Here is a 12927-nt window from a genome sequence, read left to right as displayed (position 1 = left end):
GTAATTCATTGTGGGGTGCGACCGGAAAACACTGACATTTTTTAGCCGTGGGGGCTATAAAGCCATATCCTTATCTGAGGGAGCTATGCTCTATGCCTGCAAAACTGTCCGTCAATCTCAACGCCATAGCCATGTTGCGCAACCGGCGTGATCTCCCTTGGCCAAATGTCACCGGGCTTGGGCGGGCGGCACTTGCAGCAGGCGCTGCTGGTTTGACGGTGCATCCGCGCCCTGATCAGCGACACATCCGTTTCTCCGACCTTGGCGATATTCGCGCGCTTATCGATGATGAATATCCGCAGGCCGAGTTTAATATCGAAGGTTTTCCAACGGAAGCCTTTCTTGAACTCGTTGAAAAGCATCAGCCAGAGCAAGTAACATTGGTTCCCGATGATCCGATGCAGGCGACTTCCGATCATGGTTGGAACTTTGAAACCAAATCTGATTTTCTTGCCCCTATCATCAAGCGTTTGAAATCAAATGGAATGCGTGTTTCGCTGTTCGCCGATCCCGACCCGCTTGGCTATGATAAGGCAAAGGCCATCGGCGCGGATCGGATTGAGCTTTATACCGGCCCCTATGGCGCGACTTATGACGATCCGGCTGCTGCCACGTTGGAACTGAATCGTCTCGGTAAGGCGGCGGATGCTGCAACTGCGCTCGGGCTCGCGATCAATGCGGGGCATGATCTGACAGTTGAAAACCTGCCAGCACTGGTCAAACATGTGCCGCAGCTCAGTGAAGTTTCCATCGGCCATGGCCTCACGGCGGATGCGTTGATGTATGGTATGCCGGTGACCGTTAGTCGCTATATTGCAGCGCTCGCTGGGTAGCTGCTACGTAAAACGCATGGCTGGAAATCGAGCCCTGCGAAATCTGCATTTGTGTGCGGGCGCGACAAGATATAGACCGCCCGCCTGATATTCATGCGCTGGGGGGCGCTGGATCGTTTGAGGGAAGCATACATGAAGTTTTCCGCAGTGCGTGTTCCGTGCCAGCGTGCCGGTGCAGATTACTTTTCTATAAAGAGTTTAACTTTGACACGTCGGACATAAGGCTGATCCTCAATTGGTGTGGGAACTTTTTGCGGCTATCATGTATTCCTTAGCTGTTGACAGTTTGATTAATCCTCACACGCTCAGATATTCCATCCCGATACTTACGACCTTGCGAGGTGTCTGCATATGAGCAGCGAGCAACCAGATAAGAACGCGTCAGTCACAGGAGATGCGCTGACGGATTCTCAGAACACGCTGCCCGTTGGTGTTTCTGCTGAAAACGCTGTGCCCCCGGAAGAAAACGACCACTCTCACGACAGTATGAAGACGCTGGTCCTTGGTGCGCTCGGCGTTGTTTATGGTGATATCGGTACAAGCCCGATCTATGCCTTTCGCGAAGCGCTGCATGCGGCAACGTCTGACGGTTTTCTTTCCAGAAGCGACATTCTGGGCGTTGTTTCACTCATTTTCTGGGCGCTTTTGCTCGTTGTAACCGTTAAATATGTGATCTTCGTGCTGCGTGCCGACAACAATGGCGAAGGCGGTATTCTCTCTTTGATGGCTTTGGTACGCGCTGCCTTAAAAGGGCGGCCCGACATCATTCTGGCCGCCGGTATTTGCGGTGCTGCGCTGTTTTTTGGTGACGCCGTTATCACGCCAGCAATTTCGGTGCTGTCAGCAGTTGAAGGCGTGCAGATTGTTGCGCCGCATATGACGCCGTTTGTGGTGCCCATCACGGTGGTCATTCTCGTTGTGCTTTTCTCTGTTCAAAAATATGGGACAAGCAAGGTTGCCATTGTTTTCGGCCCGATCATGGCGGTCTGGTTTCTGGCACTCGGTGCATCAGGGCTTTGGCATATTTTTGATGACCCGACAGTGATGGCAGCGCTCAATCCTTATTATGCGCTGCGGTTTCTTGTCGTTAGCCCTGGTGTGGCGTTCATCACTGTAGGCGCGGTCTTCCTCGCCATGACTGGTGCAGAAGCGCTCTACGCAGATCTTGGCCATTTCGGGCGTACGCCGATTGTGCGGGCTTGGTTGTGGATTGTGTTTCCGTGCCTGCTGCTCAACTATTTTGGGCAGGCGGCCTTTGTGCTTTCGCATGGCGAAGCAGCAGCACTTCCGTTCTTCGAGATGATGCCGGAATTTGCACTCTGGCCAATAGTTTTGCTGGCAACAGCTGCAACCGTGATCGCCAGTCAGGCGGTTATCAGTGGTGCGTTTTCGGTGGCGCGTCAGGCCGTGCAGCTCAATATTCTGCCACGCCTTGAAATCCAGCACACTTCGGAAAAGCTGCACGGGCAGATTTATATTCCGCGCGTCAATCTTCTGTTGGGCCTTACCGTCATCATTCTGGTGCTTGGCTTTGAGAAGTCGAATAATCTGGCGTCCGCTTACGGTATCGCTGTGACCGGCAATATGTTGGTTACGACAGGGCTTCTTTATTTTGTCATGACGCGCATCTGGAACTGGCGCGTCAGCCGTGCGCTGCCATTGATCCTTGGCTTTCTTGTCATCGACCTCATGTTCTTCAGTGCCAATATCATCAAGGTGCATGAAGGCGGCTGGGCGTCGATCACTTTTGCTGCCATTCTGGTCATCATCATGTGGACCTGGGTGCGTGGCACTCGCCACCTTTCCCAGAAAACCCGCAAGGCAGAAGTGCCGCTTGACCTCATTGTGGGGCAGATGACCAAACGTCCGCCAATCATTGTTCCGGGGACGGCTGTATTTTTGACTGGCGATCCAAAGAGTGCGCCAACAGCACTGATGCATAGCCTCAAACATTATAAGGTTCTGCACGAGAACAACGTCATCCTGACCGTGGTTACAGCTTCGAAGCCTTGGGTTTCGAGTGCGGATCGTGCGCGTGTTTCGCAGTACAATGAACGTTTCATGCAGGTCACACTGACGTTCGGTTATATGCAGCAGCCTAACATCCCGCGCGCGCTTGGACTTTGCCGTAAGCTTGGCTGGAAGTTTGACATCATGACGACGTCTTTCTTCTTGTCGCGACGTTGGTTGAAGGCGTCGGCACATTCCGGTCTGCCGCTCTGGCAGGATAAACTCTTCATCCTGCTTGCACGCACTGCATCGGATGCGACGGAATATTTCCAGATTCCAACGGGCCGCGTGGTGGAGATTGGAACGCAGGTAAACCTCTGAGGTTTCAAACCACAAATTGCCTATTTTAAAAGGGCGTCTTCTGAGAATTTGATTCCGGAAGGCGCCTTTTCTTTTTGAATTTGCTGGCTTCTTTCCTGTCGCTGAAAAGACGCTCTGCTTTGCGCAGGGATCGCATTTCTAAAATCGTGGTTCACCTTGAAAAATCCTGCTTGACGGTCTCTCAAGCAAGGGTTAATAAACTGAACCGTACCGTACGGTACAAGGTGGAGGGATTGATCCGTGACTGATAAAAGCGACGAATTGCAGGCTCAGAAGCAGCCGTCTTTTTCGCCGCGTCAGAACGATGTTCTGGAGCAGGCGTTGCGCCTTCTTGTCGAAGGTGGGGACCGCGCTTTGACAACGGCGAGCATTGCGCGTGCCGCCAATTGCTCCAAGGAAAGCCTCTATAAATGGTTTGGTGATCGCGACGGTCTGCTTACTGCAATGGTGCGCTGGCAGGCATCGAAGGTTCGTGTTGTGCCGGTGGCGCGTGAGAAGCTTGATGCGGAATCGCTGTTCTCCAGCCTTGAACATTTTGCCCGTGACTGGCTGCTTGTGCTGTCAGGCCCGACATCGATCGCATTGAACCGTCTGGCCGTTAGCCACACGGCATCGGGAAAGTCGGCCCTGGGGGACATCGTTCTCGCCAATGGTCCGGTTGCGATGGCGAAGCGTCTTAAGCCGATTCTTAAAATGGGGCAGGAAGCAAAGCTTCTGGCTTTTGACGATATTGACGAAGCATTTCGTGCATTTTTCGGGCTCGTTGTCCGGGATATGCAGATCCGGTTGCTGCTTGGTGACCGGCTGGAACTGACTGACGAAGTGGTTATCCGGGACGCCCGGCGTGCCACAAAGCAGTTTTTCGCTCTTTACGGGGCATAACCAAAGGCCAACGCGAGAAGGCCACAGAGCAATCTGAAAAAACAATCTGAATGAAGGGAATATGGAAATGCGCGTATATTACGATCGCGATGCAGACGTTAACCTGATCAAGGCAAAGAAAGTCGTTATCGTCGGCTACGGCAGCCAGGGTCGCGCCCATGCGCTGAACCTCAAGGATTCCGGCGCTGCCAACGTGCGCATCGCTCTTCGTGAAGGTTCGGCGACGGTCAAGAAGGCCGAAGCTGACGGCTTTGAAGTCATGAATGTTGCTGATGCCGCCAAGTGGGGCGATCTCCTTATGATGGCAACCCCTGATGAACTTCAGGCTGACATCTACAAGGATCACATCCAGGATAACATTCGTGACGGCGCAGCGATTGCATTCGCACACGGCCTCAATGTTCACTTCGGCCTCATCGAGCCAAAGAAGACCGTCGACGTTGTCATGATCGCACCAAAGGGCCCAGGCCACACGGTTCGCGGCGAATACCAGAAGGGCGGCGGCGTTCCTTGCCTTATCGCGATCCATCAGGATGCTTCGGGCAACGCGCATGACCTCGCTCTGTCTTACGCTTCGGGCGTTGGCGGCGGCCGTTCGGGCGTTATCGAAACCACCTTCAAGGAAGAGTGCGAAACCGATCTGTTCGGTGAGCAGGCTGTTCTTTGCGGCGGCGTTGTTGAGCTCATCCGTACCGGTTTTGAAGTTCTGGTCGAAGCTGGTTACGCACCAGAAATGGCTTACTTCGAGTGCCTGCACGAAATGAAGCTCATCGTAGACCTGATCTACGAAGGCGGCATTGCGAACATGAACTACTCGATCTCCAACACTGCTGAGTGGGGCGAATACGTCACTGGTCCGCGCATCATTACTGCAGAAACCAAGGAAGAAATGAAGCGCGTTCTGAAGGACATTCAGACCGGCAAGTTCACTTCCGATTGGATGCAGGAATATCGTGCAGGTGCAGCGCGCTTCAAGGGTATCCGTCGCAACAACGACAGCCACCAGATCGAAGAAGTTGGCGAAAAGCTCCGCGGCATGATGCCATGGATCGCAGCGAACAAGCTCGTCGATAAGGCACGCAACTAAAAATCTGCGATATTCAGACTCTGGCCGTCTGCAAATGGCATTTTGTTACGCTTACCTAGGCTTACGTACTTTATGTACGCTCCGCTCCGGTTCTCACAAAACACCATTTTCGTATAGAGCGCCGTGCGCCCGTTTGGGCGCACAAAGGTCGCTCTAATTTTAAGACAGGCGCATCGAGCTATCCAAAAATCGATTTCGATTTTTGTGCCGATGCGTCGGCCAGAACCAGAATTGCATCAGATTTTGCAGTGCTCTACGATTAGACAAAAAGAGGGGCGTTTCTTACGCCCCTTTAATACATGGCAGTGACGTAACTTGAGTTGAGCGCGCCCTTGCGCACGAAAAGATCGTCAAATGCCTATAGGATTTATGTTTTGTGCGCCGTTGAGCCAAAACAATTCTGAATATCTTTATTCCATGTAAGCATGGAAAGAAGTGTTCTCGTCGGCTGAAATTTGCGCTATCGCTTCACCTTTATCTGGTGAAGTTTGAGGAGGCTTTGCCTTCAAACGAATTGAGGAGATTTCCGGTGCTGGACTGGGAAACTGTATTTGCAACGCGCTCGAAACGCATGCGCGCTTCGGAAATCCGTGAACTTCTGAAATTGTTGGAACGTCCGGATATTATTTCCTTTGCCGGCGGCATTCCCGATCCTGCGTTGTTTCCGCATGACGAATTCCAGACTGCCTATAAGGACATCTTTGGCGGACCTGAAGCCAATGCTGCTCTGCAATATTCTGTGTCGGAAGGCTATAAGCCACTACGCACATGGCTGGTGAGCGAGCTTGCCAAGATTGGCATTCCTTGCACCGAGGACAATGTCTTTATCACGTCTGGTTCACAGCAAGCGCTCGATTATCTGGGTAAGCTGTTCATCTCGCCAAATGACACGGCACTGGTGACGGCTCCGACCTATCTTGGCGCTCTGCAGGCATTCAATGCCTATGAGCCGACCTATGACATTCTTTCGCTCAACGGAAACCGCACACCGGATTCTTATAAGCAGCATGCAAAAGATGCTGGCGGACAGGTCAAGTTTGCATATCTCTCAGCAGATTTCAGCAATCCAACCGGTGAGACCGTTGATCTTGCAGGCCGTAAGAAGCTTATGGCCGATGCTGATGAGCTTGATATTCCAATTATCGAAGATGCTGCCTATCAGTATCTGCGTTACAATGGCGAAGCCATTGCGCCTATCCTGTCGCTCGACATCGCACGCAATGGTGGCGATATCGAAAAGACCCGCACCGTCTATTGCGGTTCATTCTCCAAGACGCTGGCGCCGGGTCTGCGCGTTGGCTACGTGGTTGCCTCGCAGTCGGTGATCCGCAAGCTGGTCCTGATGAAGCAGGCAGCTGATCTGCATTCGTCGACGATCAACCAGATTGCCATCTATCATGTGGCATCGCGCGGCTTCGACAAACAGGTCGCCAAGCTTCATGGCGTTTACAAACATCGCCGTGACAAGATGTTGGAAGCTTTGGCCAAGTATATGCCGGAAGGCACGAATTGGACCAAACCAGAAGGCGGCATGTTTATCTGGGTCACATTGCCGAAGGGCATGGATGGTGCGGCATTGCTCGCAGCATCGATTGAAAGTGAGAAAGTCGCTTTTGTTCCAGGCAAGGCATTCTTTGCCGATGGTACAGGCGCGAACACGCTGCGTCTGAGCTATTCCTGTGCAAATGATGAAATGATCGAGGAAGGCATTATGCGCCTTGGTCGTCTGATCCGCACTCATTCCAAATCGGAAGCTGCATAGAACGCATCCCGAAAAGCGTGAAGCGGGTTTCGGATAAGATGTGCGTTCTAAGAAATAAATGAGCCGGGCATTGCCCGGCTTTTATTTTATTGGAATGGTGAATTACAGCCCGTACGTGGCCCCGCCAAGGGCTGGTATGTATTGTCCGAAGTACGATAGCTGCGGTAACGGTTCGAGCACCATTGAATATGGTTGCTGCTTGGACCAAAGGTAGTGACCGGTTTGCGATTGGATGGCCGAACCTGAAGCGGATCGCCATTTTTGTAGATCGGGATGCCTTCGCGCGAGATGTAATTGCCGCTGTCACGACAGCCTACGCCATAACACTTACTCGATCCTGCTTGCGGCAGATAAGTCCGCGGCATCCCGCCAGCAACAGGAGGGGTGCTCGGACGCAAAGACGGCACGTAAGGCGTGTTCAAGTCAACAGCTGCAGCGCTGCCGACGAAGCTTGCTGCAAAGAGGCCTGAGCAAAGCGCAATATACCGTATTTTTTCAAGCATTCTCGGTGTCCTGATTTCCAGACATTATATGGTGGCCTTTCTGATCAAAACCAGCACGTCTGTACGATTTTGAAAAGAACCACTTGCCAATCATAGCGCAAGTGGTGAGATTGCGCGGGCATGTTTACTATAGCAACCTTCAATGTCGAAAATCTGATGCGCCGGTTTGATTATTCCGGCTTTCGCAATGAATTGCATCAGGATCGCTCGCTCAAATTGTTCGAAATTGGCGATGAAACGCAATATCGTTTGCTGGAGCAGGCACGTGCCGTTGCTCATGCGGATGATACGCGCCAGATGACGGCGCTGGCTATCGCCGAAACCCGGGCAGATATTCTCTGTCTGCAGGAAGTCGATAATCTCGCGGCACTGAATGCCTTTGAATATGGCTATCTTTTCAAGATGATTGGCCAGGGCTATCGCAACAAATATCTGATCGACGGCAATGATAGCCGGGGCATCGATGTGGCCGTTATGGCGCGTGACACCACACGCGATGGTCAGCCCATCGAGATCAGAGAGGTCACGAGCCATGCACATCTGACGTACAACGATCTTGGGCTTTATCAGCCTGTGCTGGCTGAACTGGGGCTCGAGCCGCATGATCGTATCTTCAAGCGCGATTGTCTCAATCTTGATATGCGGATTGGCGGCAAACCTTTGTCACTGTTTGTGGTCCATCTCAAATCGATGGGTGGTGCGCGCAACGGTTTTGATGGACGCACGGCATCATTGCCTGTGCGGCAGGCCGAGACGCGAGCGATTCGGCAGATTATCGAAGACAAGTTCGGGGCAGGGCATACTGCTGACAAGCGCTGGCTTATTTGTGGTGATTTCAACGATTACCGCGAGCGGATCATCATCGACGGCGATGAGTGGAATGGGTATCAGTTTTCACCATTCTCTGAGGAAATAAGCGCGCTCGATACGCTGCTCGATGACGGCTTTGCCGTCAATCTGGTTGAACGCCGCCCGGTCATGGATCGTTGGACGCTCTACCACACACGTGGACCGCAGGAGCGGCACCTTTGCCAGCTGGATTATATTCTGGCCTCGCCGTCATTCGCGAACAAGAACGAGAGTGCCATTCCGCAGATCATTCGGCGCGGACAGCCATGGCGTACCATTTTTCCACCGGAGCAGGATGTTGAGCGCTACCCACGCACCGGATGGGACCGGCCCAAGGCCAGCGATCATTGTCCCGTGTCCGTGACGTTGAACATTGTTTGAAAATGAGGCCGCTGATGCAGCATGTGAAAGAAAACACGGTCTATGAAATTGATCGTGTCGATGTCAGGGTTTTGCCCGACCCTCTTTCTTATACCGACGACAACAAGTCTTCTATCGCCGCAAACTGGGAAAAGGCAGTTGCTGCCAATCCAACGCTTTTCGACGGTGAGATTTATCTGGCGCCGGAAGCGCATCTTGACGGCCATATTTTTGAAGCGAGTTTCAGGCGTACAAGCTTTGCAACGCTGATGTTTTGGCGTGATGATAGAGCAACCGAAAAGCCGTGGCATATTTTTGGCGTGGGCATCATGGTCTCTGCCGAGGGGCATCTAATTGCCGCGCGCATGAGTGCGCATAATGCAGTGGCAGGTCGCGTTTATTTTCCCGCCGGTTCTATCGATGATCACGATATTGTCGGGGCGCGCGCCGATTATGAAGCGAACATGGCGCGAGAGGTCTTTGAAGAGACCGGGATTGAGCTTGGCAGAGCAAGGGCTGAAGCGAAAACTCATCTCGTGACGGCTGATAGTAGCATTGCGCTTTTCCGGCGTTACTATTTTGATATGTCGACGGCCGAATTGCTCAGACGTATCGAAGAAAACATTGCAAAACAGGCCGAACCAGAACTTGCTGAGATCATTCCGGTGAGGCGGGCAGGCGCGATGGGTGAGGCGACGCCGTCCTATGTTCGCGCATTTGCTGACTGGCATTTTGATAATCAACAATGAGGTTGGTTCTGACAGATGACAGCGCTGCGAAATTGACTATGCTCGCGAACTATCATCGACTGATGTGAGGGAGAGTTGAAAGATGACCGAAGCTGCCAGTGCCGGCCGATATTACGAGATTTTCGACGTCTTCGCCGACAAGGCTCTGGCCGGAAATCCATTGGCTGTTGTTCACGACAGTGAGGGGCTGACGGATGCGCGCATGCAAGCCATTGCGCGTGAATTCAATTTGTCCGAAACGGTCTTCATCTTTCCGCCCGAAAATCCGGTTCACGAAGCTGCTGTGCGCATTTTCACGCCGGATTATGAACTTCCCTTTGCCGGACATCCAACAGTGGGTGCTGCCGTATCATTGGCGCGACATCGCAGGACGGGTGATGAGTCTGATCGACTGATAACACTGGAAGAAAAGGTCGGCGTGGTTCGCTGCGGTGTTATTCTGGGTGAGAACAGCGCCTTTGCCGAATTTGATCTGCCACGGCTGCCCGAAAAGCTCGATATCAAGATTGAGAAAGAGGAAGCAGCCGCTGCAATCGGACTGGGTACGCATGAAATAGGCTTCGAGAATCATGTGCCTGCCATTTGGAGTGCTGGCACGCCTTATCTTCTGGTTCCAGTGCACAATCTGATCGCTGCCGCGAAAGTTTCGATCGATCCTGTTTATGTCAGCGAGAGCCTGCCACATGTCGCGGAGCGACCGCTGCCGATTTATGTTTATTGTCGCGAGACAATTTTGTTCGATAGCAATTATCATGCGCGCATGTTCGTGACGGGTGCGAATGTTTATGAAGATCCAGCGACAGGTTCCGCAGCTGCTGCTTTTGCCGGGATGATTTTGGCCAAGGACAAGCCTGTTGACGGCAGCTCGCAATGGTGGATCGAGCAGGGCATGGAGATGGGGCGACCATCCAGCATCCGCCTCGAGCTTGATGTTTCCAAAGGGGTGCTGACAGGCGCACGTATCGGCGGCACGGCAGTGAAGATCGCCGAAGGGCGCTTATTCGTTTGAGTTTCTAGTTTTGATCGCAGTCAACGCGCAATCGCTACCCTATAGTAATCTATCGACGGATTAGCCGAACGAGGGACGCTCGCCATGATAATCAATGAAATGTCAGAACTTGATATCCGCGATATGATCCAGCATACCCAGATCGGGCGACTGGGTTATATTCTCGATAACCGGCCCTATGTAGTACCGCTCGGATTCCGGTTCAGTGGCGGTTCACTTTATTCATTTACGACTGACGGTCAGAAGACTGAGGCAATGCGGAAGAATGCAGCCGTCTGCATCCTTTTCGATCATATTGTTTCGCGCACCCAATGGCGCAGTGTGGTGGTGAATGGGCACTACCGGGAAATCATCCGCGAAGAAGAGAAGGCGTCCATCGTCAATATGATGGCCAGCGAGCCGACGTGGTGGGAGCCTGCCTATACCAAAACGATCATCGGTGGCGGCGAGCAGCGCAAGCTGGAGCCCGTCTTTTTCCGCGTGGACATTGAAAGTGCCACGGGCCACCAGGCGGGCTGAGTTTTAACGAACGACCAGAACTGGAATTGTACTGCGCGTCACAACCTCAAAGGCCTGGCTGCCAAGCAACATGCCTTTCAATCCGCGACGGCCATGTGAAGCCATGACGATCAGATCGTTACGCAGCTCTTTGGTCGTTTCAATGATGGATGTTGCGGGATGATGGGCAACGACGTGCAAAGTATGGATTTCAACACCTGCTTCAACCGCTAGCTCGCGAGCACGCGCGAGCGCCTTATCGGCGTAATCATTCCATTCTTCTTCATATCGTTCGATGAATTCAGGGCTATCCGTAAAACCACCGGGAAGGCCGGAAATTGAATAGGGAGCTGTTACCGTAATCACGGTTACCTTGCTGCCCATGACTTTGGCTGTATCAAAACCATGAATAAGCCCGCGTTCCGCAAATTCCGAACCATCAGTGGTGATCAGGATATTCTTATACATCGTGCCCTCGCTTTGACTTTATGCAAATTTAAAATAGGTAGTGAATTGATCATGTCAAACCGGATATGACCTCACATACGTATCGGACGGGAATTCAGTAATCCATGCCACTTGATTGCGATATGTTTCATGCGAGCTGGGTTGCGACTGTTCTTAATCTGGATTGGCCATCCAGAGCTTCGACACAGATTGAAGATGATTCCGAGCGGGTAAAGCATCAGAAAAAAGAGCTGGTGCGGATGTTCGATGAGGCGTCGGAGCATGGCATCAATGCCGTGATTTTTCAGGTCTCTCCTGCTGCCGATGCTTTCTACAAATCCGAATATCTTCCGTGGTCGTCTTATCTTACAGGCACACTTGGAAAAGATCCGGGCTTCGATCCACTTCGCTTTGCAATTGCTGAAGCGCATAAGCGCGGGATTGAACTTCATGCATGGCTCAATCCCTACCGCGTTTCGACGGATGTGCGGCCAGCGACGCGAAAAGAGCTGAAAAATTCGTCCAGCGATTCTCCGCCAAGCGTCTATAAAACCAATCCGGGATGGGTGGGCATATCTGCGGATCGCTATGTTCTCGATCCGGGTATTCCGGCCGTGCGCCAGTGGGTGACGAACATCACAGCTGAAGTTGTCCAGAAATATGATGTCGATGGTATCCAGTTCGACGACTATTTCTATTACGAAACGCAAGGGTCGTCTCTCAAGGATGACAAGACATTCAAGCGTTTCGGGACGCGTTTCGCCAGCAAATATGACTGGCGGCGCTACAATACCTATACGCTCGTGCAGGAGATTTCGAACAAGATCAAAGCGATCAAGCCGCATGTTCGTTTTGGTATCAGCCCCGGTGGTGTCTGGCGCAATCAGATCGATGATCCGCTCGGTTCGCCAACGCAGGCGGGCAAAACCAATTATGACGGTGACTTCGCGGATACGCGCGCCTGGGTCAAAGATGGCCTGATCGATTATATAGCTCCGCAGGTCTATTGGTCGTCAGGCCGCAAGGAAGTGCCGTATGGGCCTATCGTCAGATGGTGGGCGGATACAGTTAAAGGCACAAATACTGACCTTTATATAGGGATGGCACTTTATCGCGCTGGTACTTCGACCAAGTCTGAGCCTGAATGGAGTGAGGGAAATGGCGTGGATGAAATCAAGCGTCAGCTCGATCTCAACCGCGCGATACCAGAGGTCAAGGGCAGCATTCTCTTCCGGCATGGCTTTCTGTCTGATCCGAAGCTCAAAAGCGTGTCGAACTATCTGAAAAAGAGCTGGGGCAAGTGTCGATCTAAAAAATAGTGGCATATTCAAGCTATTTATTATCTGATTGATTTAAATCAAAGAAAGCCTCTGCTAGCGGGTGCTAATGGTCGCGTGTTGCCGGGTTCCACCAGAACCGGCAATCTCCGGGGCGTCGAGGCCCAACCTAAAGCGACGTCCCGGCTAACTCAATCAATTCAAGGATCTGTCGAGCGCATCAGCGCGATCTTTTTTGCAATGTTGTATGATCGACAGTCAGCGGGTGCTGTCAGCATTGCCCTCCATCTCACCAAATCGGCACCCGCGAATTTTCTTATATTTATTATTCTTTATCACA

12 protein-coding genes are annotated in these 12927 nt (G+C 52.3%); 10 read left to right on the top strand and 2 right to left on the bottom strand.

Annotated elements, in window-relative coordinates; genetic code table 11:
• The first annotated feature begins 92 nt into the window (after positions 1 to 92).
• From CEV33_RS07760 to CEV33_RS07740, 5 genes are all read left to right on the top strand, one after another.
• Complete coding sequence (locus CEV33_RS07760) at positions 93 to 833, top strand: pyridoxine 5'-phosphate synthase (protein ID WP_094539871.1); 741 nt, start codon at positions 93 to 95, stop codon at positions 831 to 833.
• 486 nt (positions 834 to 1319) lie between these two features.
• Positions 1320 to 3164, top strand: coding sequence for a potassium transporter Kup (locus CEV33_RS07755; RefSeq protein ID WP_235818388.1), 1845 nt, complete (start codon positions 1320 to 1322; stop codon positions 3162 to 3164).
• A gap of 240 nt (positions 3165 to 3404) precedes the next feature.
• Positions 3405 to 4046 (top strand): TetR/AcrR family transcriptional regulator, encoded by a 642-nt coding sequence (locus CEV33_RS07750; RefSeq protein WP_094539869.1) that lies wholly within the window; start codon positions 3405 to 3407, stop codon positions 4044 to 4046.
• A gap of 67 nt (positions 4047 to 4113) precedes the next feature.
• Entirely contained in the window at positions 4114 to 5133 is a 1020-nt protein-coding gene (gene ilvC, locus CEV33_RS07745) for a ketol-acid reductoisomerase (RefSeq protein WP_094540254.1), read from the top strand.
• Between the two features lie 529 nt (positions 5134 to 5662).
• A complete protein-coding gene (locus CEV33_RS07740) occupies positions 5663 to 6895 on the top strand; it encodes an aminotransferase-like domain-containing protein (RefSeq protein ID WP_094539868.1) in 1233 nt (410 codons plus the stop codon).
• Between the two features lie 86 nt (positions 6896 to 6981).
• Here CEV33_RS07740 and CEV33_RS07735 read toward each other — a convergent pair whose 3' ends face one another.
• Positions 6982 to 7398, bottom strand: a complete 417-nt coding sequence (locus CEV33_RS07735) for a BA14K family protein (RefSeq protein WP_094539867.1) — start codon at positions 7396 to 7398, stop codon at positions 6982 to 6984.
• A 120-nt stretch (positions 7399 to 7518) separates the two neighbouring features.
• On the opposite strand from CEV33_RS07735, the gene CEV33_RS07730 reads away from it, so the two are divergent.
• From CEV33_RS07730 to CEV33_RS07715, 4 genes are all read left to right on the top strand, one after another.
• Complete coding sequence (locus tag CEV33_RS07730) at positions 7519 to 8628, top strand: endonuclease/exonuclease/phosphatase family protein (protein WP_094539866.1); 1110 nt, start codon at positions 7519 to 7521, stop codon at positions 8626 to 8628.
• Positions 8629 to 8642: 14 nt separating this feature from the next.
• On the top strand, positions 8643 to 9356 hold the full coding sequence (locus tag CEV33_RS07725) for an NUDIX hydrolase (protein WP_094540253.1): 714 nt from the start codon (positions 8643 to 8645) through the stop codon (positions 9354 to 9356).
• A gap of 82 nt (positions 9357 to 9438) precedes the next feature.
• Positions 9439 to 10365, top strand: a complete 927-nt coding sequence (locus CEV33_RS07720; RefSeq protein ID WP_094539865.1) for a PhzF family phenazine biosynthesis protein — start codon at positions 9439 to 9441, stop codon at positions 10363 to 10365.
• 84 nt (positions 10366 to 10449) lie between these two features.
• A complete protein-coding gene (locus tag CEV33_RS07715; RefSeq protein WP_094539864.1) occupies positions 10450 to 10884 on the top strand; it encodes a pyridoxamine 5'-phosphate oxidase family protein in 435 nt (144 codons plus the stop codon).
• Between the two features lie 3 nt (positions 10885 to 10887).
• Here the strand turns inward: CEV33_RS07715 and CEV33_RS07710 are convergent, their stop codons facing one another.
• The gene (locus CEV33_RS07710) at positions 10888 to 11331 is read right to left on the bottom strand and encodes a universal stress protein (protein ID WP_094539863.1); all 444 of its coding nucleotides are present in this window, start codon (positions 11329 to 11331) and stop codon (positions 10888 to 10890) included.
• Between the two features lie 104 nt (positions 11332 to 11435).
• On the opposite strand from CEV33_RS07710, the gene CEV33_RS07705 reads away from it, so the two are divergent.
• On the top strand, positions 11436 to 12629 hold the full coding sequence (locus CEV33_RS07705) for a glycoside hydrolase family 10 protein (protein WP_094539862.1): 1194 nt from the start codon (positions 11436 to 11438) through the stop codon (positions 12627 to 12629).
• The last annotated feature ends 298 nt before the right edge of the window (positions 12630 to 12927 follow it).

This window comes from Brucella grignonensis, from assembly GCF_002252505.1.
Classification (GTDB): Bacteria; Pseudomonadota; Alphaproteobacteria; order Rhizobiales; family Rhizobiaceae; genus Brucella; species Brucella grignonensis.
This window is presented reverse-complemented; position numbering and strand designations above follow the sequence as displayed.